Consider the following 23,483-nt stretch of genomic DNA (forward strand, 5'->3'; position numbering starts at 1 on the left):
GGCCCGGGACGACGACCGTCGTCCCGGGCCCCTCGGCGTTCAGCGGCCGGTCAGGGCCGCAGTGCCGGCTGGTCGAAGTTCAGCGCCAGCAGCAGGTCCGGGTCGCTGATCGGCACCTCCCACACGGCGCCGCCCTGGTCGGGGTCGACCACCTCCCCGCGGCCGAGGAAGGCCGCCACCTGCGCCTGCCCGGGGAGCGCCCCCAGCGGGAACTGCACCGGGTTGAGCAGGAAGCCGTGCGGGTTGGTCGCCGCCTGCGGCGTCCTGTCGTTGCGGTACAGGCTGGTCCGTGACCACAGGTCCCCAGCGTCGATGACCGTGTACGACGTCGGGTTGGGCACCGTCTGGTCACCGAAGGCCACCTGGAACACCGCCCGCTCCGGCGCGATCAGCGGCGAGAAGGTCTCCGGGCTGCCCGGACGCGACAGCCAGGTCGTCCGGGCCAGGTAGTCCTGGATGGCCACCGCACCCGGCACGGTCACCGTCACCGGGCCCTCGCCCCGCAGCGGCATCTGCTCCTGGAACAAGTTCCGCGTCGGGTCGTCGCTGTTGAGCAGGCCCGCGGCCCGCAGCGCCTCGGTGAGCAGCGGCCGGAACCCGCCGAGCCGGGTGATCTCGGTGATCGGTCCGCCGGCCACGTCGAGCACCGAGCGGGCGATCGTCGGGTCGGCGCCGGTGACCATCGTCCCGTAGATGCCACCGAAGCTCTGGCCGAAGTAGGTGACGTCCTGGCCGGAGAGGTCCGCCGTCCCGTCGCCGTCGACGTCGGCGCCCCCCACGGAGCGCACCAGGGTCATGACGTCCGCGGCGGTCTGGCGCAGCGCGTCCCGCGAGGACTGGGCGGCCGCGGCACCGGTCGCCGAGGAGCCCTCGGTGCTGTCGACCGTCCCGTCGCCGTTCTGGTCGACGCCGCGGCCGTACGCCGGGATCGTCGTCGTCGCGCCACCGAGCGGGGTGACCTGCCAGGCGCTGTCCGGGCCGAACCCGTGACCCACGACGTCGGTGGCGATGGTCGCGATCCCGCTCTGCGCGTTGACGATGGCGGCGAGGAACACGTCGGCCGCGGTGCGGGTGAAGCCGTGACCGAACACTGCCGTCGGCCACCCGCCGGCCGGGGCGGTGCCCTCGGGCAGGACGGCGACGAACGGCAGCCGGACCGCCTCGACCGGCGCCGGGCCGACGTCGCGGGTCGGCGTCTGCTCGATGGTGACGTCGGGACGCAGCCAGGACGGCGCCTCGAAGGACCCGAACACCAGCGTCCCGCCCGTCGCCGCCTGCGGCACGGGCACGGTCGCCGTCGTGTCGGCGCCGGTGGTGGAGGTGTCCTGCACGAGCGAGACGCTCGTGCCGCGCGCCGGGAAGACGCCCTCGACCTGCAGGCCCGGGGTGATATCCGTGGCCTTGAAGGCCTGGCCGCTGTCGATCTGCTGGCGCAGGTCGAGCAGGCCGTCGGTGGCGCTCAGCGTGGTGAACGTGTCCTGGATCGACCGGTCGGCCGGACCACCCCGCACGCGCAGCCGGTAGGTGGTGGCGGGAGCGAGCTGCTCGGCCGGGTGGGCGTAGAGGGTGTCGGTCTCCGGGTCCCAGACGACGCGGTCGACGCCGGTCCGCCACTCGGCGTCCTCCGCCTGCACGGTGATCCGCGCGGCCACCTGCGCCGGGTCGTCCACCGGCCCGCTGAACCGGATGGCGATGCGGGGGTCGAGGTCGAAGCCGTCGAGCTGGTTCAGCTGCTGCGTCAGGCCGCAGGAGAGGGGCTGACCGCAGCCCTCGAGCGGCAGGGCGACGCGGCGGCCGGTGACCTGGCCGGGGTCGGCGACGGTGAGGGAGTCCGACGGGAAGACCGAGAGCGGCTCGGGCTGCTGCGGGTCCGCCAGCGCGGGCGAGGCGGTGACCGAGAAGGCGGCAAGGGCCAGCGCACCGACGACCGACGAGGTCATCCGGTGCCAGCGTCGTTGCGGCACAGGCGTCTCCAAGCTGAGGGGAGGGACGCCCCTTCGTAGCCGACGGTGAGCCGCACCACAAACCTGGGCCGTCCCCGCAGGTGGGTGCACCGCCGGGGTACGGCGGAGCGCGGATCCACGTGGAACACCGGCGCTCAGAGCAGGACGACGCTCTCCTGCTCGTTCGGGTCGGTCCGGGCCACCAGGGCCCGGGCCGGCCGGTCCGTCGGGTTGAACGGCTGGTGCGGCACCCCGGCGGGGATGTAGACGAAGTCGCCGGCGTGCACGGTGTCGACGTGCTCGAGGTGCGGGCCGTGCCGGAACGAGGTCGACCCCTCGAGCACGAAGATCGCCGACTCGTGGTCCTCGTGCAGGTGGGCCCGGGCCTCGGCACCGGGCGGCAGCACCAGGAGGTGCAGGCACAGGGCCTCCGAGCCGCAGCTCTCGGCCGAGACGCCGGTGGAGTAGTCGAGGTCCTGCTTGCCGCGGTAGCCCGGGCCGTTGCCTCCGCGGATGATCCTGCACTGCCGCATCAGGGCCTCCCCGGCGTCCTGGACGTGCCGGATGACCGTAGTGACCCGCAGCGGCCGCCCCCAGGGCCCGAGGACCCGCCGTCCGCCGATCCCCCTGGCCCGGGCCGCGGCCCGAACGAGACCGGGTGCCGGTGTCCTGAGCGGCGGGACACCAGGGGCCCGGGACCGTGCGGTCCCGGGCCCCTCCTCTCGTCCGGCCGGTGCCGGCCCTGCGTCAGTCGGCCACGTCGGTCGGCCAGTGTCAGTCGGCCAGTGTCAGTTGGCCATGTCGACGAAGCGGCTGTAGTGGCCCTGGAAGGCGACCGTGACGTTCGCCGTCGGGCCGTTGCGGTGCTTGACCAGCATGATGTCGGCCTCGCCGGCCCGCGGGCTCTCCTTCTCGTACATGTCCTCGCGGTGGATCATCATGACCATGTCGGCGTCCTGCTCGATGCTGTTGTGGACGACGATCCCCTCGGCCACGAAGTTGTGGCCGCCGAGCACCGTGGCGTCGTAGACCTCCTCCTCGACACCCTGCTCGATGGAGACGACCTCGTCCCAGAGCAGGTCGTTGACCGCCTGGATCTCCAGGTCGGCGTCGTCGAGGACAGCCGCGACCCGGCCGAGCCGCTCTCGGCTGGGCGCGTGCTTCCACAGGGCACTGCCGCAGAACGCCGAGTCCATGGCAGCGGCGAAGGCACGGTGGCTCATGCCCTTCTCCTCCAGGACCGCCCGCACGCGGTCCCAGACCTGCACCGGGACCGTGTCCACGTCGGGGTTGCCGGACAGCTCCCGGACGATGCCCAGCAGGCGCTCGGCGGCCACGCCGCGGGCTCCGTGCACACCGATCTCACCCAGGAAGCGCCGCTGGTCGTCGCAGCCGCTGATGTCGAGCGTCCAGCCGTCCCGGTATCCGGCCTTCTGCACCCGGCGGACGCGGCAGGAGATGCCGAACCGCAGGAGCAGACGGGAGACGTCGTCGACGAGCCGGCGGCTGGTCGAGGCGTAGTAGACGCGCCCGCCCCGGCCGCTCCTGTTCACCGTGACGGATCCGTCGGTGGCCCACAGGTGCCGCAGGAACAAGGCGATCTGCTTCTTCGGCAGGGAGAACACCGGCTCCGGCACGAACTTCTCGTGACTGCGCAGGCCGAAGAGGCCGAGCCCGTCGAGCCACGCGGCGATCGGGTTGCGACGCCCGTGGGTCAGCGGGAACGGCGAGCGCAACCGCAGTGACGTGCAGCGGGCCGCGGCGTGCTCGTCCCGGACGGCCACGACACCGAAGTGCAGCGCCGCCGCGGTGACCGCGCGCAGGTTGTCCTCGTCGACCGAGGCGTAGCGGAGCGGCTGGCGCCGGACGAAGCTGCCGTCGCCGATGAGGTGGGCGAGCAGCGTGACCTCCGCGTCCTCCCACACCGTCATCCGGTCGGGCGCCGGCACGTGCCGCGGCACGGCGATGCGGTCGCCGGGGGCGAGCTCGCCGAGAGACCGGAAGCCGTCGTAGGTCAGGAAGGGGTGGTTGGCGGTCGCCCGCACGGTCTTGCCCGAGGACGTCGTCAGCTGCAGCACCGGCTTGCGACCGGTGGAGAACACGTGCGTGAGGTGCCGGCGGACGTAGCGCAGGTTGTCGTCCAACGCCCACACGGGGACGTCGGTGGCCCCGCTGGCGAACAGCTCGCCCATCGTCGTCTCGGCGCCCGTGTCGGCCCGAAGGATGCGCGTCTCCGCCGGGAGGCAACCGGACTCGCGGAGGTCCGAGAGCATCGGCTTCTTGTCCTGCCGTTGTTCCGAACCACGGTTCAGCTGCGACATCGCGATGACCGGCACTTCTAGTTCTTTCGCCAGCAGCTTCAGCGCACGGGAGAACTCCGAGACCTCCTGCTGGCGGCTCTCGACGCGCTTTCCCGACGTCATGAGCTGGAGGTAGTCGATGACGACGAGCTTGAGGTCGTTGCGCTGCTTGAGCCGTCGCGCCTTGGCCCGGATCTCCATCATCGTCATGTTGGGCGAGTCGTCGATGTAGAGGGGCGCATCGGCCACCTCACCCATCCGGCGGGCGAGCTTGGACCAGTCCTCGTCGGACAGCGTGCCGGCGCGCATGTGGTGCAGCGGCACCTTCGCCTCGGCCGACAGCAGTCGCATGGTGATCTCGTGCTTGCTCATCTCGAGCGAGAAGATGACGGCCGGCAGGTGGTGCTTGACCGTCGCGGAACGCGCGATGTCCAGCCCGAGCGTCGAGTTGTGCGTCGGGATGAAGCTGCGGCCGGCCAGGAAGAGCGCGTCCGCGGCGTCGACCTGGATGCAGCGGACGGGCACGCTCACCACCGGCCGCACGTCCGTGACGAGACGGACGCCGCGGGCGGTGGAGGTGCGGGCACAGCGCTCCTTGTGCAGGAGCTTCTTGCGCTCGAGAGCGAACACCTCGTCGTCGGTGCTGAAGGTCAGCGTGTAGCAGGTGGACGAGGCCTCGGTACGGCCCCGCACCCGCTTGGTGCTCATCCGCACCCGGTGACCCAGACCCGCGATCAGTTCCCGGGCGTCCTCGGCCAGTCGCCGGTCGGTGACGGCGACCTGCACCGCCCCACCCCCGGTGACCGTGCCGTCGGTGTCGAGCAGGCCGGCGAGCAGCGCCCGCCGCTGGGCCACCGAGGCCCGCAGGTAGGCGGCCGGGATGTGCTTGTGGTCCAGCACGCCCAGGCCGCGCAGCAGGCCCTTCACGGTGCCGTGGTCGTCACGGCAGGTCTGGCACTGCGCCATCCCGCTGGACGGGCCCCCACAGTCGGGGCAGGTGGCCTGCCGATCCACACCACCGCCGGCCCGCAGGGCACCACCGCAGGTCTCGCCGCACGTCTGCACCTGCGCGGTCCTCGGCACGAACAGCCGGCCACACATCGGGCAGGGCCGCTCGGCGGGCGACGGACGGGCGGGCAGGCGCATCGAGTACCGCCGGTCGACCCCGGTGGGGACGACGACCAGACCCTCGGCCTCGATGTAGGCGGCGATCTCGGGGTCGTTGCTCGTGTACTGCGCCGCAGCCGAGGTGCCGTCGCCCAGCCACACCCCGAGCGCGTAGGGCGGTACGGGCAGATCGGCCTCGGGCAGGTCGAGCGGGGCGGCGTTGACCACGGCGTGGTTGAGCCGCCGGTCCGCGGTCGCGCAGCGGACCGTGCGGGCCAACTCCTCCGTCGTCCGGACGTGGGCCTCGCCGCGCTCGCCGAGCCGGCGGGCGGCGCGGTCAGTGGTGACCCACTGGTGCTGGGCGTCGGCCACGATCACCGAACCGTCGGAGAAGTGCACCTCGTAGCAGGGCCGGTCGCTCATGACGTCGGTGGCGGCGACGACCGTCGTGGGACGCCCGTCCGCGCCCAGCACCCGGTCGCCCACGCGGACCTCACCCATCGTCGTCCAGCCCGTGGGTGTGGCGATCGGGGTGTCGAGGGCCAGTGCCTTGCCGACACCGGGACGGGCGGCGATGACGACCATCTGGCCGGCCTGCAGACCGTTCGTCAGTTCATCGAGATCGCGGATCCCGGTGGGGACACCGCGGGCGGTGCCGCCGCGGGAGGCGATGGCGTCGAGCTCGTCCATCGTCGGCTGCAGGACGTCCTCGAGGCGCGAGTAGTCCTCGCTCATGCGCTTCTCGGTGACGTCGTAGATCTCCTGCTGCGCGCGGTCGACGATGTCGTCGACGTCGCCCCGCCCGCCGGCCGCGCCATAGCCGAGCTGCACCACGCGGGTGCCGGCCTCCACCAGCCGCCGCAGCACCGCCTGCTCGGCGACGATGGCGGCGTAGTAGCCGGCGTTGGCCGCCGTCGGCGTGGAGGCGATGAGCGTGTGCAGGTAGACCGCGCCGCCCATCTTCGACAGCTGGTCGGTGCGGTTGAGCTCCGCGGCGACGGTGATCGCGTCGGCCGGCTCCCCGCGGCCGTAGAGGTCGAGGATGCAGTCGAAGATCACCTGGTGCGCCGGCCGGTAGAAGTCCGGGCCCGCCAGCACCTCGACGACGTCGGCGATCGCGTCCTTGCTCAGCAGCATGCCGCCGAGCACCGACTGCTCCGCCGCGACGTCCTGCGGCGGCTGCCGGTCGTACGCCGGCGCCGTCGCGGACGGTCGGCTGAAATCGTCGGCCACCGCCACGGAAGCCCTCCTTCTCTCCACCGGCGCACCCACAGACAGACCCCGGCCGCTGACCGGGGTCTGGTGGGGGAAGCACCAGGACTGCTGGCACGCACGCTCGAACGCCTGTTCGAGCACGAGGCTAGGTCGGGGTGCCGACGAAACCGCCGACGTCGACCGCCGGGGAGGACGTTAGGAAGTGCGGCCGGGCGCGTCCAACACCGCTGTGGGGAGCGTTCTGCACAACTTGTGGACAAGTCGGTGGACACAGGCGTGTCGACATGTGGAGACGGCGGGGGACGGGGGCGGGCCGTCGTCCCCATCCCGGGCCTGACCTGCGCCGGGACCGCCCACCGGGTGTGGACGGGAGAAAGTCCGGAGAACTCGCGGTGTCGGGCACCGGCGTGTCGCGCGCCCCGACCCACCCGTACCGGTGGTCACACGTCCACAGGACGACGGCCGGCGGGTGGTCGGGCGGTGCCGACACGGCGCCCGGTGTCGACACGGCGCCGCGCCCGGCCGCCCGCGCGACCGCCGTGGGCCCACAGGCTCCCCGAGGTGTCCCGCGGGGGACCGGGTGCCGGCGACGGCCCGCGAGCACGGTGAGGGCCTCCGCAGCCCCAGGACGCGCCTCAGGACCCCCGGACGCCGTGAGGGGCGCCGGGACGGTGTCCGGCGCCCCTCACGGGCGGTACAGCGGCCGTCAGGCGGCCGCGCGCGGTCAGCCGGCGACGACCTCGATCGGCAGCTGGGCGGTGACCTCGGGGTGCACCCGCACGGTGACGGTGTGCCGGCCCGTGGTCTTGATGCTGCTGGGCAGCTCCACCCGGCGGCGGTCGAGCTCCGGACCACCGGCCGCGGTGACGGCGTTGACGACGTCGGCGGTGGTGACGCGGCCGAACAGCCGGCCACCGTCGCCGGCGCGGGCCGGCACGCGGACGGTCAGGCCGGTGAGGCGCCCGGCCACGGCCTGGGCCTCCTCGAGCGAGCGCACCTCGCGGGCGGCGCGGGCCCGGCGCAGCGACTCGACCTGCTTCTCGGCACCGCGGGTGGCGACGATGGCCAGGCCGCGGGGCAGGAGGTAGTTGCGGGCGTACCCGCCCTTGACCTCCACCGTGTCACCGGAGGACCCGAGACCGGTGACCTCCTGCGTCAGGATCAGCTTCTGGGTGCTCATGGTCAGCGCGCCGTCGAGGTGTAGGGCAGCAGGGCCATCTCGCGGCTGTTCTTCACGGCCACGGCGACGTCCCGCTGGTGCTGGCTGCAGTTGCCGCTCACGCGGCGGGCACGGATCTTGCCGCGGTCGGAGATGAACTTCCGCAGCAGGGTCGTGTCCTTGTAGTCGATGTAGGTCGCCTTGTCCTTGCAGAACTGGCAGACCTTCTTCTTGGGCTTGCGCACGGGGGGCTTGGGCACTGGGTTCTCCAGGAAGTGACGGGATGGAACCGGCCCCCCTGCAGGGGCCCGCCGCGAGCTCGCGAGCGGTGGGGGGCAGGGGGGTCCTTACTTCAGAAGGGCGGCTCGTCGGACGGGCCGGCCGGCGTCGACCAGGGGTCGCTGGCCCCGCCGCCGCCGAAACCGCCGCCACCGCCACCGAAGCCGCCACCGCCGCCACCCTCACCGCGGGAGGCCCGGGTGACCTTCGCGGTGGCGTAGCGGAGCGACGGGCCGATCTCGTCGACCTCGAGCTCGACGACGGTGCGCTTCTCGCCCTCCTTGGTCTCGAACGAGCGCTGCTTGAGGCGCCCCGAGACGATGACCCGCGAGCCGCGGGTGAGGGACTCGGCGACGTTCTCCGCCGCCTGCCGCCACACGTTGCACCGCAGGAAGAGGGCCTCGCCGTCCTTCCACTCCTGCGACTGCCGGTCGAAGGTGCGCGGCGTCGAGGCGACGGTGAAGTTGGCGACCGCGGCTCCCGACGGCGTGAACCGCAGCTCCGGGTCGGAGGTCAGGTTGCCGATGACGGTGATGACGGTCTCGCCGGCCATGCTCAGTGGACCTCGGGCCGCATGAGCTTGGTGCGCAGCACCGACTCGTTCAGGTTGAGCTGGCGGTCGAGCTCGGCGACCGCGGCGGGCTCGGCCTGGATGTCGATGACCGCGTAGATGCCCTCGACGTTCTTCTTGATCTCGTAGGCCAGGCGGCGCCGGCCCCAGATGTCGGTCTTGACGGTGCCACCGGAGTTGGTGACGACGGTCAGGAACCGGTCGAGGGAGGGAGCGATCGTGCGCTCCTCCAGGTCGGGGTCGAGGATGACCATCAGTTCGTAGTGACGCACGGAGAACCCCACCTCCTCTGGTCTGTGGCGGCTGCAGGACGTCTGCAGCAGGAGGGTCGTACACGCGTCGCGCGCCCGGTCCCGCCGACGACGGCGGGCGGACGCGCTGGCCTGAGGGTACCAGCGCCGCCGGGTGGGGAGGCCGGCCGTGCCTGACTACCGTGCGCGGGGTGAGCACGCACCCGGTCGGCGTCCACGTCGGACCCGGCCTGACCGAGGACAACGAGCTCGACGCCGGTGGTCCGCTGGCCCGTGCCGCCGAGATGGACGCCGACGGCGTCCAGGTGTTCCTGGGCGACCCGCAGGGCTGGAAGGCCCCGCCGCCGCGTCCGGACGCCGAGGACCTGCTCGCCTCCGACGTCGCCGTCTTCGTGCACGCGCCCTACGTGCTCAACGTGGCCTCGACCAACAACCGCATCCGCATCCCCAGCCGGAAGAACCTGGCGGTGCACGCGCGGGCGTCGGCGGCGATCGGCGCGCGCGGGATGGTCGTGCACGGCGGGCACGTGCTCGCCAAGGACGACCCGGCCGCCGGGTTCGACAACTGGCGCAAGACGTTCGTGCGGCAGGCCGAGGACGGCGGCTTCCCGCTGCCCCTGCTGATCGAGAACACCGCCGGCGGGGACAACGCGATGGCCCGCGAGATCGGCGCGGTGGCCCGCCTGTGGGACGCCGTCGGCGAGTTCGGCGCCGGGTTCGTGCTCGACACCTGCCACGCGTGGGCGGCCGGCTGGGACCTCACCACCGCCGTCGACGACGTCCGGGCGGTCACCGGCCGCGTCGACCTGGTGCACCTGAACAACAGCCGCGACCCGGCCGGCTCCGGCCGCGACCGGCACGCGCCGCTGACCGGCGGCGAGATCCCGCTGGAGGTGCTGCTGGAGGTGGCCCGGGCCGCCGACTGCCCCGTCGTCCTGGAGACCCCGGGCGACGCCGCCTCGCACGCGGAGGAGGTCGCCCTCGTCCGCGAGGCCCTCGGTTAGCCGTCCTCCCTCACCGCAGCGCGTCCTCCCTCACGGTGGGCGGTGAGGGAGGACGCGCCACGATCAGGTCACCTGATCCCGGACGAGCTGCCGGCGTCGCAGGGTCACCGCGTCCGGCGCGCCGTCCAGGGGGCCGCCGGCGGGGTCGTCGACACCGGGCCACGACGTGCGGACGACGTCGTCGTCGGGGTCCCACACGTCGCGCACCACCAGGCCCATGAGCACGAGGACGGCGAGGTCGCGGACGCCGACCGCGAGGAAGAACCACTCGGTGCCCACGCCGCGGTCGTCGGTGCCGAGGTACCAGAGCATCCGCACCCCCCACAGCACCGCCTCGGTGGCCTGCCAGGCCAGCAGCGAGCGCCACCGCGGCCGGGCCAGCACCGCCAGGGGCAGCAGCCACAGCGAGTACTGCGGGCTCCACACCTTGGTCACGAGGAGGAACCCGGCCACCAGCAGGAAGGCGACCTGGCCCACCCGCGGGCGCACCGGCGCGCGGAGCACCAGCCAGCCGAGCGCGGCGACGACCAGCAGCACGCAGACGGCGACCAGCGCGTTGAGCACCACCGGCGTCTCGCCCTCGGCCAGCGGCCCGTCGAGCAGCGTCCCGCCCGAGGCGGTGATCGCCATGTTCCACAGGGTGTCCGGGTCGGCCGGCCGGCTGCTGTTGAGCCGGAAGAACAGCGACCAGTTCTCCGGCGCCAGCAGGGCCACCGGGACGTCGACCACGAGCCAGGCGGCCACCGCCGCGACCGCGGCGCGCAGCCACACCCGCAGCCGGCCGGCCCGCAGGCACAGCAGGAACAGCGCGCCGAGCAGCAGCGCCGGGAACAGCTTGGCGGCGGTGCCCAGGCCGAGCAGGACGCCGGCGAGCACGGGCCGCTCGCGCGCCCAGGCCCACAGGCCGCAGGCGGCCAGGGCCACCGCGAACAGGTCCCAGTTGGTGAAGGCGTGCACCAGCAGCAGGGGGGACAGGCCGACCATCGCCGCGTCCCACGGGCGGTGCCCGGAGGCGCCCAGCACGGCGCGGGCGGTGACCAGCGCGCAGAGGCTCAGCAGCAGGCAGGTGGCCACGTAGTAGGCCTGCACCGGCGGCACCTGGGGGAGCAGCCCGGCCGCTGCCGCCAGGTCGTCGTAGGTCCGGCCGAGGGTGGCCGCCACCGCCATGAAGGCCCCGGTGAGCACGGGGTACTCGACGGCCGAGTCGAGGTAGGGCAGCGCGCCGGAGTCCAGGCCGTGGATGCCGAACAGCGGGACGGTGTCGGAGTAGCAGAAGTGCGTGTACTGGACCGAGCCGGCCCAGTCGCCGTCCGCGCAGGGCGACTGCTTGAGCCAGGCCAGGGCCAGCACGGCCGTGGTGAAGAGCAGGCAGACGCGCAGCGGCGTCCAGAACAGCGCCCGGCCGGTCACCGCGTGCCGCCCCCAGGGTCCGCCCACGGCCTCGCCGGCCTGCGCGGCGACCGGGTCCACCCAGGTGGGCACCACCCGGTCGGGGCCGCGCCCGGCCGGGGGGAGCGCGGGCTGCGGGTCGGGGAACGCCGCGGGCCCGTCCGCCGGCGGAGTCGCCGGGGCGGACGGGCCCGTGGGGGAGGAGCTCACCTGCGCCAGTGTGCCGCGCGGGTCAGCCGGTGGGTTGCGCCTGTGTCGGAGGCGCCTGCGCGCCGTTCGGGTCGCCGGCACCGGCACCGTCGCCGGTGCCGCCCCCGGTGCCGTTCTGACCGCCCAGGCCGACGTTCGGGTCGACCGTCGGGGCGTCGCCCTCCACCGGCGCCGGGGCGGGCACCTGCTCGGTCGGTGACGGCGTGGTCGGCTCCGGGGCCTGCGTGGTCGGCTCCGGGGCCTGCGTGGTCGGCGCGGGCGCGGCGGTGGTCGGCTGCGGGGTCGGCTGCGACTGCGTCGTCGGTGCCGCCGTCGTCGGCGCGGCCACGCCCTGGCCCGTGTCGCCCCGGATGCGCGGCGAGTTGGGCAGGTCCTCCTCCGGCGTGCCGGCCAGCGTGGTGTCCATGAACTCCTGCCAGATGGCGCCCGGCAGGCCCGCGCCGTAGATGATCCGGTTGTCGGCGTTGCGGATCGGCTGGTAGCCGTCGCTGCCCATCCACACCGCCGTCGAGACCGACGGCGTGTACCCGACCATCCAGGCGTCGGAGTTGTCGTCGGCGTCGATGCCCTGGGTACCGGTCTTGCTGGCCACCTCGCGGCCGTCGTCGAGCGAGCGGCGCGAGTAGTCCGCCACGCCCTCCAGCGCGTAGGTGACGTCGTTGGCCACGTCGGCCGACAGGACCTGCTCGCCGGCGTTCTCGGCGTTCTCCAGCAGCACCGCCCCCGACGTGTCGGTGACCCGGCTGATGAACGTCGCGTCGCGGTGCACGCCGCCGCTGGCGAAGGTCGCGAAGCCGACGGCCTGGTCGATCGGCCGCATCTCGTACTGCCCGATGCCGATCGACGCGCCGGTCTGCCCGGTCTCCGGGTCGGCCAGCGTCGGGCTGCCGTCGAGGCTGCCGCCGGTGACGGCCGGCCAGGTCTCGGGCATGCCGGTCGCGGCCAGCGCCGTGTCGCGGACGTTGGTCGGGCCGACCTCGTAGGCCAGGCCGTAGTAGGTCGTGTTCAGCGAGCGGGTCATCGCCTCGATCAGCGTGCAGGCCCCGCAGGAGACGCCGCCGGAGTTGCGCACCGGCAGCCCCGGGCGGTCCGGGAACTCCTGCGGCGAGCTGCCGTCGCGGCGGGCGTTGACGCTGATGCCCTGGTCCAGCGCGGTCGCGAGCACGTAGGGCTTCATCGACGAGCCGGGCTGCCGGCGGCTCTGGGCGTAGTCGATGGCGCCGTCCCCGGCACCGACCGGGCCGCCGTAGTACGCCCGCACCCCGCCGGTCCGCGGGTCGACCGAGACCAGCGCCGTCCGGAGGTTGTCCGGCTGGTCGTCGGTCAGGACGTCGCCGACGGCGGCGACCGCGGCGTCCTGCGCGGCCTTGTCGACGGTGGTGGTGATCCGCAGGCCGCCGGCGCGGATCTGCTCGTCGGTGTAGCCCCGCCCCTCGAGCTCGGCGAGGGCCTGGGGGACCACCAGGCCCTCCGGGCCGGTCGGGATGCCGAGCGCGGAGGCCTCCGGGCGCGGCAGCACCGGCGGGTACACCGAGGCGTCCCGCTCGTCCTGCGTCATCCAGCCCTCGTCGACCATCGCGTCGAGGACCAGACCCCAGCGGTCCTGCGCACCCTCGGCGTTGCCCTCGGGGTCGTAGTTGCTGGGGCTGCGGACGAGGACGGCGAGGACGGCGCCCTGCTGCGGGGTGAGCTCCGCGGCCGAGACGCCGAAGTAGGTGTTCGCCGCGGCCTCGATGCCGTAGGCGCCGCGGCCGAAGTAGATGGTGTTCAGGTAGTTCTCCAGGATCTCGTCCTTGGAGTACTGGTTGTCGAGCTTGACCGCGAGGAAGAGCTCCTGGAACTTGCGGCTGAAGGTCTGCTCCGACGTCAGGAACGCGTTTTTGACGTACTGCTGGGTGATCGTCGAGCCACCCTGCGTCGAGCCGCCGGTGACGTTGTTCCACGCCGCGCGGACGATCCCGGTGAAGGAGATGCCCGGGTCGGAGTAGAAGTTCCGGTTCTCCGCGGCGAGGACGGCGTTGCGGGCGCCCTCGGAGACCTCGGTCAGGGGCACGTTGGTCCGGTTGGTGTCACCCAGGCGGGCCATCTCGGTGGTGCCGTCGGCGTAGTAGACGACGGAGGTCTGCGCGCTCTGCACGGAGTCCGGGTCCGGGACCTCGGTGGTCGCGTACACGACGCCGACGAAGACACCGAACAGGACGAACAGACCGGCCAGGGTGGCCAGCGCGATCCTCAGCCGGCGACGGCGGCGCTGCTGGGGGGTGCGCTTCGGGCCGCCGGGGCCGCCGCCGGCCGGGCGCGACCCCGCCGGACGGCTGCCGGACGGGCGGGACCCGCCCGGGCGGGCGCCGCCGGAGCGCGCCGGCGTGCGGCCGCGGCCGCCGCCGCGGCCGGCCGGCGGGCGCCGGGGCGGGCCCTGCGGTCCGACCGGGGTGGTCTCGTCGTGGGGAGGCACCAGGCAGCCCCTCCTCGGTAGTAGGTGGGCGGGACGTGGTCCCGCCCAGCGTGGTGTTCTCGGCTGTGTGGACCCGGGAGGACGCGCGCGGGCGCCGTCCCCCTGGGACGTGTGTGACGGACGGTCCGGCGGTCCCCCGCCGGCCGACTACCGCTGGTCGGTGCCGGCGCGGCGCCGGGCCCGGCGCGGCTGGCGCCCGGGTGCCGGCTCGGCCCCCAGGACGTACGAGGAGTCCAGGTGGTTCCACCCGCATGCCCGGCACACCTCGACGGTGTAGACGGAGAACTCCTCCTGCGCGGCGTCCATCCGGGCGAGCTCGGTCTCGGTCTTGGCCTGCCCGGACACGTGCCCGAGCGACTCGCCGTAGACGTAGTTCACCAGCGTGAGGCGCTCACGGCGGCAGACCGGGCAGGGGACGTCGGTGGGCCGGCCGTGGTACCTCGCGGCGCGGGTGAGGTACGGGCTGGCGTCGCAGACGTCGAAGAGCCCGGTGCGCCCGGACTGCACGTCCGCGAGGACGGCCCGCCGGTGCAGCGAGTAGTCCACGACGGAGCGGCGTCCGGGCACGGCCGCCAATGTACGCAGGTGCGCCACCGCGGTGGCCCGTCCGACGCCCCTGCCGGGGGTCACCCGATGGTGCGTGAGCGGTCTCCGGTTGCGACCTCCGACACCCCCCGATGTATCGTCCCGATACATCGACCGGCACGGACCGCTGGGGGGGGAGTGCTCGAGTTCGCCATCCTCGGACTGCTGCAGCAGTCCCCCATGCACGGCTACGAGCTGCGCAAACGGCTCGCGGAGGTGCTCGGGGGTCTGCGCAGCGCCTCCTACGGCTCGCTGTACCCCGCACTCAAGCGGTTGCACGCCGCCGGGCTGGTCACCACCGACGAGCCCGACCGGCGGGCGCCGCTGCCGGCCGACGCACCACCGCTCACCGGCCGGCGCGGGAAGGTGGTCTACACGATCACCGCGGAGGGCAAGGAGCGTTTCGCCGAGCTGGTCAGCCAGGCCGGCCCCGAGACGTACGACGACGGCCGGCGCTTCGGCGTCCACCTCGCCTTCTTCCGGCACACCGCCGCCGACGTGCGGCTGCGCATCCTCGAGGGGCGCCGCCGCACCGTCGAACGGCAGCGGGAGGGCCTGCGGTCCTCGCTGGCGCGGACCCGCGAACGGCTGGACCGCTACACGCTGGAGCTGCAGCGCCACGGCCTCGACTCGGTCGACCGGGAGGTGCGCTGGCTGTCGGAGCTCATCGACAGCGAACGGCGCGATCCGGGCCCGGACGGCACCCCGGAGCCGCCCGGCGCCGACTGACCGCACCACCCGTCCAGCACCACCCGTCCAGCACCACCCACGGAGCACGACTGCCGCGCCGAGCGCCGGCAGCGCACCACCGGCTGCCCGCCCCACCGGCAGCCGCCGCCAGGGCCGCAACGGTCCCGAGCACGAGGACCATCCGGTCCAGGGAGAAGGGAAGACCATGGGAGCTGTCAAGGTCGCCATCGTCGGTGTGGGCAACTGCGCCGCCTCGCTGGTGCAGGGCGTGCACTACTACCGCGACGCCGACGAGACCACCTCGGTGCCGGGCCTGATGCACGTGCGCTTCGGCGACTATCACGTCTCCGACGTGCAGTTCGTCGCCGCGTTCGACGTCGACGCCAAGAAGGTCGGCCGCGACCTCTCCGAGGCCATCGTCGCCAGCGAGAACAACACCATCACGATCTGCGACGTCCCGCCGCTGGGCGTGCCCGTGCAGCGCGGCACCACCCTCGACGGCCTGGGCCGCTACTACCGCGAGACGATCGAGGAGTCCGACGAGACGCCGGTCGACGTCGTCGCGGCGCTGCGCGAGGCGCAGGCCGACGTCCTGGTCTGCTACCTGCCGGTCGGGTCGCAGGAGGCCGCGGAGTTCTACGCCCAGGCCGCCCTCGACGCCGGGGTCGCCTTCGTCAACGCGCTGCCGGTCTTCATCGCCGGGACCAAGGAGTGGGCGGACAAGTTCACCGCCGCCGGCATCCCGATCGTCGGTGACGACATCAAGAGCCAGGTCGGCGCGACCATCACCCACCGGGTGCTGGCCAAGCTGTTCGAGGACCGCGGCGTCCAGCTCGACCGCACGATGCAGCTCAACGTCGGCGGCAACATGGACTTCAAGAACATGCTCGAGCGGGAGCGCCTGGAGTCCAAGAAGATCTCCAAGACCCAGGCGGTGACCAGCCAGGTCGGCCGCGACATGGGCACCGGCAACGTGCACATCGGCCCCTCGGACCACGTGCCGTGGCTCTCGGACCGCAAGTGGGCCTACGTCCGCCTCGAGGGCCGCGCGTTCGGCGACGTCCCGCTCAACCTGGAGTACAAGCTCGAGGTCTGGGACTCCCCGAACTCCGCCGGGATCATCATCGACGCGGTCCGCGCGGCGAAGATCGCCAAGGACCGGGGGATCGGCGGCCCGCTGCTGTCGGCGTCGTCGTACTTCATGAAGTCCCCGCCGGAGCAGTACCGCGACAGCGAGGCGCGCGACAAGGTCGAGGCGTTCATCCGCGGCGACGTCGAGAGGTAGGGCCGCTCCTGCAGTGGCCGTCCAGGGCCCGCTCCCCGTTCGAGGGGCGGGCCCTGTCCCGTCCCCGGTCGGCGCGCGTGGGACGCCGGAGCCGTGCCCGGCCTGCATAGGCTGATCGCCATGCCGCGCCGCCTGCTCGCGATCGCGCTCGTCCTGCTGGCGGTCCTGCTCACCGGTTGCTCCGACGACTCCTCCGACCGGCAGCCCGGCGACCCGGTGACGGCCGAGGAGGCCGAGGTGCTGGCCGGGCTGCTGGCCGGCAACACCGAGGAGGGCGGCGCCGGCGTCGTCGTCACCGCGCCCTTCGGCGAGGGCGGGCTGCTCACCCTGACCGGAGAGGTCGACCTCGCCGGCGGGGCCGGCCGCGCCCGCGCGGTGACCGACTACGGCGACGACCGGCCCGACGACGTCCGCACCGTGTTCTTCACCCCGGATCAGATCTGGTTCGGGGACCTGCCGGGCCTGCCGGCGGCCCTGGCCGCCGCGGGGCTGCCCGACGTCCCCTTCCTGCGCCGGCCGGTGGCGACGGGGACCGAGGCGGTGCCGCTGACCGACGTGCTCGTGCGGCTGGTGCTCAACCTGGGCGCGGCGGAGGCCGACGACGCCGGTGCCTTCACCGGCGGCGGCACCACGTGGGAGGGACAGCGCTCGATCGACGGGCAGCTGGCCACGGTCTACGCCTCGGACAGCGGCTGGTCGGTGGCCGTGGACGACGACACCGGCCTGCTGCTGCAGTACGTGACGCCGCTGCCCGGCCTGGCCGGCGGTGCCGACGCCGGTGCCGATGCAGACGCCGGGGCCGATGCCGACGTGACCGTGACGCTGGCCGACCACGGGCCGCGGACGATCGCGCTGCCGGAGGAGGGACAGACCGTCGACGCGGTGGCCAACGCGGGCGTGGCCGCGGCGGTCGGCGTCTAGGAGGACCCCCTCGCCCCCCACGCTCGGCGCGGGGCCCTGCGAGGGGCCGTTCCAGCACCTCGGCAGCGGCCGGGCCAGGACGTGGAGGGAGGGGGCGGCCTCTTCCCCAGACCGCCCCCTCCGGGGTTCTTCCTACCAGATCCCCGCCGGACGCGGCTACCGGGGACGGCGGGTCGGGTGACTCAGTTCGCCGAGGGGTCGGCCGGCGCCGTCGACAGCACCGCCAGGCGGCCGGTCTGCCGCGCCAGGACCGCGCGCCACAGCGCCGAGCCCGCCAGGTCGCTGAGCACGTCGTCGGGCGCGCCGGGCACGCAGGCCCACGCGCCCTCGGCGATCTCACCGGCCAGCTGGTCGGGCGACCAGCCGGCGTAGCCGGCGAACACCCGCAGGCCCGCCAGGCCGTCGCCGAGCGCGCCGGGGTCGGCGTCGAGGTCGACGAGGTAGACGTCACCGGCGACGCGGCGCAGCCCGGCGTCCTCGGCTCCCGCCGCGCCGGCCCAGCTGGCCAGGCACAGCGCGGTGTCGGTCTCGCACGGGCCACCGACGTGGAAGACGCCGGGCTCGACGGCCAGGTCGCACCAGCCGGGCAGCACGTCGCGGATCTCGACCTGGCTGGGCCGGCCGAGCACGACCCCCAGCGTGCCGCTGTCGTTGTGGTCGAGCACGTAGACGACGCTGCCGGCGAAGTTCGGGTCGGTCAGCGCCGGCATGGCGACGAGCAGGGAGCCCGGACCCACGTCGTCGAGCGAGCCGGTCGAGAGCCGCGGGACCGCCGCGCGGCGTCGGCCCGTACCCGGCCGGCTCGGCCGGCCGGACTCCGGGTCAGGTGACGGGGGCACCGTGGACATCCATCCCAGTGTGCAACAGCCGGGCGCTCAGGGGGCGGCCGAGCCGCGTCCTAAGGTGAGCCGGTGCGCCGGGCCGACACGACGGTGCGGCACCTCCTCCTGCGTGGTGACTTCCGCCGGCTGCTGCTCACCCGGCTGTCCTCCCAGTTCGGGGACGGGGTGTTCCAGGCGTCGCTGGCCGGCACGGTGCTGTTCAACCCGCAGCGCGCCGCCACGCCGGTCGACGTCGCCGCCGGGTTCGCCGTCCTGCTGCTGCCGTACTCGGCCGTGGGGCCCTTCGCCGGCGTGTGGCTGGACCGGTGGAGCCGCCGCCAGGTGCTGTTGCGGGCCAACGTGCTGCGCGCCGGGCTGGTCGCCGTCGTCGCCGCCCTGGTCCTCGGCGGAGCCGCCGGGCCGGCCCTGTACGCCGCGGGGCTGGCGGTCTTCTCGGTCACCCGCTTCGTCCTGTCGGCGCTGTCGGCGGGGCTCCCGCACACCGCCGACGAGCCCTCGCTGGTCGCGGCCAACGCCCTGTCGACGACGTCGGGCGCGGTGGCCACGGTCGCCGGCGGGGCGGCGGCCGTCGGCCTGTCGCGACTGGGCGTGACCGGTGACGCCGTCTACGCGGCCGTGGCGCTGTCCGCGGCGCTGCCGTACCTCCTCGCCGCGGCCACCGTCGCCGGGTTCGCCCCGGCGGAGCTGGGGCCCGACGCCGACCCCGACGCCGACCCGGACCGGGCGACGGCACGGGGCGTGGTGCGCGGGATGGTGGCCGGTGTCCGGCACGCCCGCGCCCGGCCCCCAGTGGCCGCCGCGCTGCTGGCGATCGGCGCCCACCGGTCCTGCTACGGCGTCCTGACGCTGATGACGCTGCTGCTGCACCGCAACCGCTTCCCGGCCGCGGACGGGCTGTTCCCGGGCGGGCTGGTCGGGCTCGGGCAGACGGTCGCCGCCGGGGCGGTCGGCACGCTGCTGGCGGCGGTGGTCACGCCCGGGGCGGTCCGCCGGCTGGGCCGGCGCGGGTGGACGACGGGACTGCTGGCCCTCGGCGGTGCGCTGCAGCTCGCGCTGGGCCTGCCGTTCACTCCGGCGTCGACCGTGGCCGCAGGACTCGTGCTGGGCTTCGTCGCGCAGGGCGTGAAGATCTGCGTCGACACCACGCTGCAGGAGTCGGTGGACGACGACCTCCGCGGCCGGGTGTTCTCCGTCTACGACACCCTGGTCAACGTCACCTACGTGACGGCGCTGCTCGTCGCCGCGGTGCTGCTCCCGCCCGACGGGGCGTCGGTGCCCGCCCTGCTGGCCGTCGCGGCCGGCTATGTGCTCACGGCCGCCGGGTACGCCCGCGCCACGCGGGAGCGGCAGGTCTAGAGCGCCGGCTCGCAGGCGCCCCGGCCCAGGGCGGCCAGGCCGGCCCGGTCTCCGGGGCCGAGCTGCCGCTGCCCGTCGTTCCGCGGGTCCATGAGCTCGGCCGGGTCGTCGACGTGGTCGTGGCCGACGACGTGGCCGAACTCGTGCACGAGCACCGCCCGGACGTCGGCCGGGCCGTCGGGGGACAGCACGGCGCGGGCGGCCCACCCGGCGTCGACCGTGACCGCCCCGGTGACGTAGACCCACGGCCCGCCGGCCGACACGGCGGTGCTGCGACCGCGCCCGGCGACCGTCCCGGCGAGCGCGGGGTCCTCCTCCGGCGTCTCCCAGGTGACCAGGACCGGCGCCCACCGGTCGCCGTAGCGCCCGGGCTGGTGAGCCGGCCGGTCCTGCGCGTACGCCTCGTCGGTCGCCCCGTCGGACACGAACCGCAGGCCGGTGGCGGCCGCCACCTCGGCCACGGCGTCGGCGACCAGGCGGTCGCCGCCCGGCGGGGCGCCGTCGGGCCGCACCACGTAGTGCACCGGGCGGCAGGGGTCGTAGGCGACCGGGGTGACGCCGTCGTCCTGGTACTGCAGGAAGTCCCACGTCCCGGCGGCGGGGACGTCCGCGGGGAGGCCGAGCGGGGCGCCGGCCGCCTCGAACCCCGGCGTCGGGCGCCCCGGTGCCCCGCCCGGGGCACCGGCGGCCGCGGCCGGCGCCCCGGGCCACGGCACCGCGGCGGCCAGGTCCGCGGCGCCGGAGCCGACGGCGAGGAGCAGCGCGACGGCCAGGACGCCCCGGGCGGGGGAGCTCGGCAGCGAACGGCCCGTCGGCTCCCCGCCGCGCCCCCGCACCCCCCCGTGCACGTGCCCCCCTCGCCGCCGGTCCGGCCGTCCGTCCTACCGGCAGGCGCCGCGGCGGGGGAGACCGCGGCCGGGGTCACCACCCGGTCGGGGGAGGTCAGGAGAGGTCCCCGCCCCCGAGGTCCTGGCCCTCGAAGTCCTCGGGCGCGTACTCCCGCGGCTCGACCAGGACCATCCAGTTGCCCGAGTTGTCCCGCATGAGCGCCTCGACGCCGTAGGGCCGCTGCGTCGGCGGCTGGAGGAACTGCACGCCCTTGGCGGAGAGCTCCTCGTAGGTCTTCTGGCAGTCGTCGACGTTGACGCCGATGCCGGGCAGCCCGCCCTCGGCCTGGGCCCGCTGCATCGCGGCGATGAGGTCGTCCGACAGCGGCCGGCTCGGGGTCGTGAGGTGCACCTGCAGCTCGGGCTGGCTGGGGTGCCCGACGGTGACCCAGCGGAAGTCGGGGCCGAGCTGGATGTCGTCCTTGGCCACGAAGCCGAGGACGTCGGTGTAGAAGGCCAGGGACTCGTCGAGGTCGGTGACCCAGACGCTGACGAGGGAGACGTTGGTGATCATGCGGCGAGGCTAGGGAGCGCCGCTGCCGTCCTGCTTCTCCCCACTTGCGGAGTCCGTCTCCCGGCGCTCGGCCAGCCCCCGCATGAAGACGTGGCAGCCGGGGACGCGCGGCGCGCCGGTGCGCGCCCAGCGAGCCTGGAAGGCGCTGGGCGTCTCGCCGACGAGCTCGCGGAACCGGCTGCTGAACGAGCCGAGGCTGCTGAAGCCCACCGCGTGGCACACCTCGGTGACCGTCAGGTTCGTGGAGCGCAGCAGGTCCTGCGCCCGCTCGACCCGCCGCCGCGACAGGTGGGCGGCGGGGGAGACGCCGTAGGTGGCGGTGAACAGCCGCTGGAAGTGCCACTTGCTCAACGCGGCGACGGCGGCCAGCGCGGCGAGGTCCAGCGGCTCGTCGAAGTGCCGGTCGGCGTGGTCGCGGGCGCGGCGCAGGAGCGGGAGGACGTCGTCGGCCGCCCGGTCCGGTCCGGTGCTCACCGCGCGGCCCACCAGGCGCGCAGCTCGGCCTCGGCCTCCTCGCGGTCGAGCGGGCCGCGCTCGAGGCGGAGGTCCTTGAGGTGCTTCCAGGCCTCGCCGACCTCCCGGCCCGGCGGGATGCCCAGGATCTCCATGATCGCGTTGCCGTCGAGGTCGGGACGCACCCGGGCGAGGTCCTCGGCCGCCGACAGCTCGGCGATCCGGCGCTCCAGCGAGTCGTAGGTGGCCGACAGCGCCGCCGCCCGCCGCCGGTTGCGGGTCGTGCAGTCCGAGCGCACCAGCTTGTGCAGGCGGGGCAGCAGGTCACCGGCGTCGGTGACGTACCGGCGGACGGCGGAGTCGGTCCACTCGCCGGCGCCGTAGCCGTGGAACCGCAGGTGCAGGAAGGTCAGTCGGGCGACGTCCTCGGTGATCTCCTTGGAGTACCGCAGGGCCTGCAGCCGCCTGCGCACCAGCTTGGCCCCGACCACCTCGTGGTGGTGGAAGGAGACCCGGCCGCGGGGCTCGTGGCGGCGGGTGGCCGGCTTGCCGACGTCGTGCAGCAGCGCGGCCAGCCGCAGCACCAGGTCCGGCGAGGGCGCGTCCGGGTCGGCCTCGTCCAGCGCGATCGCCTGGTCGAGCACGGTCAGGGAGTGGCTGTAGACGTCCTTGTGCTGGTGGTGCTCGTCGATCTCCATGCGCAGCGCGGGCAGCTCCGGCAGGACGACGTCGGCCAGCCCGGTGGAGACGAACAGCTCCAGCGCCGCCCGCGGGGCGTGCTGCAGCAGCGTCTTCGACAGCTCGACCTGCACCCGCTCGGGGGTGATGCGGGCCAGCTCGGCCGACATCGCGGTCATCGCCGCGACGACGTCGTCGGACGGGGTGAGGCCGAGCTGGGCGACGAAGCGGACGCCTCGCAGCATCCGCAGCGGGTCGTCGGCGAAGGAGTCGCCCGCCGTCCCGGGGGTGCGCAGCCGGCGGGCCAGCAGGTCGCCCAGACCGCCGAAGGGGTCGGTGACCGTGCGGTCGGGGCCGAGGGAGACGGCCATGGCGTTGACCGTGAAGTCGCGCCGGGCGAGGTCGTCGACCAGCGACGTCCCCCAGGCCACCTCGGGGTTGCGCGACTCCCGGTCATAGCGGTCGGCGCGGAAGGTGGTGATCTCCAGCCGGGTGCCGCGCACCTCGGCGCCGACCGTGCCGAAGGCGATGCCGGTGTTCCACGTGGAACTGGCCCAGCCGCGCAGCAGGTCGAGCACCTGCTCGGGACGGGCGTCGGTGGTGACGTCGAGGTCACCGGGCGGTCGCGGCGCGTCGCTGCCCGCGGCCAGCAGCGCGTCGCGCACCGAGCCGCCGACCAGGTGCGCCTCGAAGCCCGCGGCGGTGAACCGCCGGCCCAGGTCGACGAGCACGGGGGAGACGTCGACCAGCTCGCGCACGGTCGACTGGACCGCCGGGGACACGGGAGCGGCGGCCGGGCGACGCGGAGGGACGACGGACACGACGCGCCAGGGTAGTGCTCGTCTCGCGCTACCCTCCTGGCATGGCTGGGACGGGCGGACGAGCACGCCCCGGGCGCCGTCTGCGTCGGGTCGACGAGACCTCCGCCGGCGGCCTGGTGGTCGCCGACGACGGCGTCCACGGGCCCCGGGCCGCGCTGATCGGCCGCACCGACCGGCGTGGCCGGCTGCTGTGGTCGCTGCCCAAGGGCCACATCGAGGAGGGCGAGACCCCCGAGGACACCGCCGTCCGGGAGGTGGCCGAGGAGACCGGGATCATCGGCGAGGTGCTCGCCCCGCTCGGGATCATCGACTTCTGGTTCGTCGCCGAGGGCCGGCGCGTGCACAAGACGGTGCACCACTTCCTCCTGCGCGCCATCGGCGGCGCGCTGTCCGACGCCGACGTCGAGGTCACCGAGGTGGCCTGGGTGCCCCTCGACGAGCTGAGCGGCCGGCTGGCCTACGCCGACGAGCGGGCGCTGGTCGAGCGCGCGCCCGCGCTGCTCGCCGACAGTGCGTGACCCGGCGCGCGAGGTCCCTCCCAGGCAGCACACCCCCCGGTCCGGGGCCG

General features: G+C 74.3%; 21 protein-coding genes. 6 read left to right on the top strand and 15 right to left on the bottom strand.

What is annotated here, in order from left to right:
* Nucleotides 1–50: 50 nt before the first annotated feature.
* From ACU616_RS07995 to rpsF, 7 genes are all read right to left on the bottom strand, one after another.
* Complete coding sequence (locus tag ACU616_RS07995) at nt 51–1,940, bottom strand: hypothetical protein (protein ID WP_446757943.1); 1,890 nt, start codon at nt 1,938–1,940, stop codon at nt 51–53.
* A 158-nt stretch (nt 1,941–2,098) separates the two neighbouring features.
* Nucleotides 2,099–2,476: a cupin domain-containing protein gene (locus ACU616_RS08000; RefSeq protein WP_446757944.1), complete on the bottom strand. Its 378-nt coding sequence runs from the start codon at nt 2,474–2,476 to the stop codon at nt 2,099–2,101.
* A gap of 255 nt (nt 2,477–2,731) precedes the next feature.
* Complete coding sequence (locus ACU616_RS08005; protein ID WP_446757945.1) at nt 2,732–6,589, bottom strand: replicative DNA helicase; 3,858 nt, start codon at nt 6,587–6,589, stop codon at nt 2,732–2,734.
* A 700-nt stretch (nt 6,590–7,289) separates the two neighbouring features.
* Nucleotides 7,290–7,745: a 50S ribosomal protein L9 gene (gene rplI / locus ACU616_RS08010; RefSeq protein ID WP_446757946.1), complete on the bottom strand. Its 456-nt coding sequence runs from the start codon at nt 7,743–7,745 to the stop codon at nt 7,290–7,292.
* A gap of 2 nt (nt 7,746–7,747) precedes the next feature.
* The gene (gene rpsR / locus ACU616_RS08015) at nt 7,748–7,984 is read right to left on the bottom strand and encodes a 30S ribosomal protein S18 (RefSeq protein ID WP_089305905.1); all 237 of its coding nucleotides are present in this window, start codon (nt 7,982–7,984) and stop codon (nt 7,748–7,750) included.
* A 92-nt stretch (nt 7,985–8,076) separates the two neighbouring features.
* Complete coding sequence (locus ACU616_RS08020; protein WP_446757947.1) at nt 8,077–8,556, bottom strand: single-stranded DNA-binding protein; 480 nt, start codon at nt 8,554–8,556, stop codon at nt 8,077–8,079.
* Between the two features lie 2 nt (nt 8,557–8,558).
* On the bottom strand, nt 8,559–8,846 hold the full coding sequence (gene rpsF / locus ACU616_RS08025) for a 30S ribosomal protein S6 (protein ID WP_091113613.1): 288 nt from the start codon (nt 8,844–8,846) through the stop codon (nt 8,559–8,561).
* Nucleotides 8,847–9,016: 170 nt separating this feature from the next.
* Here rpsF and ACU616_RS08030 point away from each other — a divergent pair, with 170 nt between their 5' ends.
* Nucleotides 9,017–9,829, top strand: a complete 813-nt coding sequence (locus ACU616_RS08030; RefSeq protein ID WP_446757948.1) for a deoxyribonuclease IV — start codon at nt 9,017–9,019, stop codon at nt 9,827–9,829.
* 63 nt (nt 9,830–9,892) lie between these two features.
* Here ACU616_RS08030 and ACU616_RS08035 read toward each other — a convergent pair whose 3' ends face one another.
* The 3 genes from ACU616_RS08035 to ACU616_RS08045 all read right to left on the bottom strand — a co-directional run bounded on the left by ACU616_RS08035 (nt 9,893) and on the right by ACU616_RS08045 (nt 14,450).
* A complete protein-coding gene (locus tag ACU616_RS08035; protein WP_446757949.1) occupies nt 9,893–11,428 on the bottom strand; it encodes a glycosyltransferase family 87 protein in 1,536 nt (511 codons plus the stop codon).
* A gap of 22 nt (nt 11,429–11,450) precedes the next feature.
* Complete coding sequence (locus ACU616_RS08040) at nt 11,451–13,883, bottom strand: transglycosylase domain-containing protein (RefSeq protein WP_446757950.1); 2,433 nt, start codon at nt 13,881–13,883, stop codon at nt 11,451–11,453.
* A gap of 147 nt (nt 13,884–14,030) precedes the next feature.
* Complete coding sequence (locus tag ACU616_RS08045; RefSeq protein WP_446757951.1) at nt 14,031–14,450, bottom strand: DUF5318 family protein; 420 nt, start codon at nt 14,448–14,450, stop codon at nt 14,031–14,033.
* 156 nt (nt 14,451–14,606) lie between these two features.
* Here ACU616_RS08045 and ACU616_RS08050 point away from each other — a divergent pair, with 156 nt between their 5' ends.
* The 3 genes from ACU616_RS08050 to ACU616_RS08060 all read left to right on the top strand — a co-directional run bounded on the left by ACU616_RS08050 (nt 14,607) and on the right by ACU616_RS08060 (nt 17,364).
* Entirely contained in the window at nt 14,607–15,197 is a 591-nt protein-coding gene (locus ACU616_RS08050; RefSeq protein WP_446757952.1) for a PadR family transcriptional regulator, read from the top strand.
* Between the two features lie 166 nt (nt 15,198–15,363).
* Nucleotides 15,364–16,443 carry an inositol-3-phosphate synthase gene (locus ACU616_RS08055; RefSeq protein ID WP_446757953.1) on the top strand — a complete coding sequence of 360 codons (1,080 nt, stop codon included), beginning with the start codon at nt 15,364–15,366 and terminating at the stop codon, nt 16,441–16,443.
* A 120-nt stretch (nt 16,444–16,563) separates the two neighbouring features.
* Nucleotides 16,564–17,364 (top strand): hypothetical protein, encoded by an 801-nt coding sequence (locus ACU616_RS08060; protein WP_446757954.1) that lies wholly within the window; start codon nt 16,564–16,566, stop codon nt 17,362–17,364.
* A gap of 182 nt (nt 17,365–17,546) precedes the next feature.
* On the opposite strand, the gene ACU616_RS08065 is transcribed toward ACU616_RS08060, so the two are convergent.
* Nucleotides 17,547–18,212, bottom strand: a complete 666-nt coding sequence (locus tag ACU616_RS08065) for a YqgE/AlgH family protein (protein WP_446757955.1) — start codon at nt 18,210–18,212, stop codon at nt 17,547–17,549.
* Between the two features lie 63 nt (nt 18,213–18,275).
* On the opposite strand from ACU616_RS08065, the gene ACU616_RS08070 reads away from it, so the two are divergent.
* Complete coding sequence (locus ACU616_RS08070) at nt 18,276–19,562, top strand: MFS transporter (RefSeq protein ID WP_446757956.1); 1,287 nt, start codon at nt 18,276–18,278, stop codon at nt 19,560–19,562.
* Here ACU616_RS08070 and ACU616_RS08075 read toward each other — a convergent pair.
* The 4 genes from ACU616_RS08075 to ACU616_RS08090 form a co-directional block, all read right to left on the bottom strand.
* Nucleotides 19,559–20,410: a peptidase gene (locus ACU616_RS08075; protein ID WP_446757957.1), complete on the bottom strand. Its 852-nt coding sequence runs from the start codon at nt 20,408–20,410 to the stop codon at nt 19,559–19,561. The genes ACU616_RS08070 and ACU616_RS08075 overlap by 4 nt on opposite strands.
* A 94-nt stretch (nt 20,411–20,504) precedes the next feature.
* On the bottom strand, nt 20,505–20,963 hold the full coding sequence (locus ACU616_RS08080; RefSeq protein WP_446757958.1) for a VOC family protein: 459 nt from the start codon (nt 20,961–20,963) through the stop codon (nt 20,505–20,507).
* Between the two features lie 9 nt (nt 20,964–20,972).
* On the bottom strand, nt 20,973–21,437 hold the full coding sequence (locus ACU616_RS08085; RefSeq protein ID WP_446757959.1) for a helix-turn-helix transcriptional regulator: 465 nt from the start codon (nt 21,435–21,437) through the stop codon (nt 20,973–20,975).
* The gene (locus tag ACU616_RS08090; protein WP_446757960.1) at nt 21,434–22,915 is read right to left on the bottom strand and encodes a CCA tRNA nucleotidyltransferase; all 1,482 of its coding nucleotides are present in this window, start codon (nt 22,913–22,915) and stop codon (nt 21,434–21,436) included. Before ACU616_RS08090 ends, ACU616_RS08085 begins: the two co-directional genes overlap by 4 nt.
* A 41-nt stretch (nt 22,916–22,956) precedes the next feature.
* On the opposite strand from ACU616_RS08090, the gene ACU616_RS08095 reads away from it, so the two are divergent.
* Nucleotides 22,957–23,433 carry an NUDIX hydrolase gene (locus ACU616_RS08095; protein ID WP_446757961.1) on the top strand — a complete coding sequence of 159 codons (477 nt, stop codon included), beginning with the start codon at nt 22,957–22,959 and terminating at the stop codon, nt 23,431–23,433.
* Nucleotides 23,434–23,483: the final 50 nt, after the last annotated feature.

The sequence above is a fragment of the Geodermatophilus sp. URMC 62 genome, assembly GCF_052931475.1.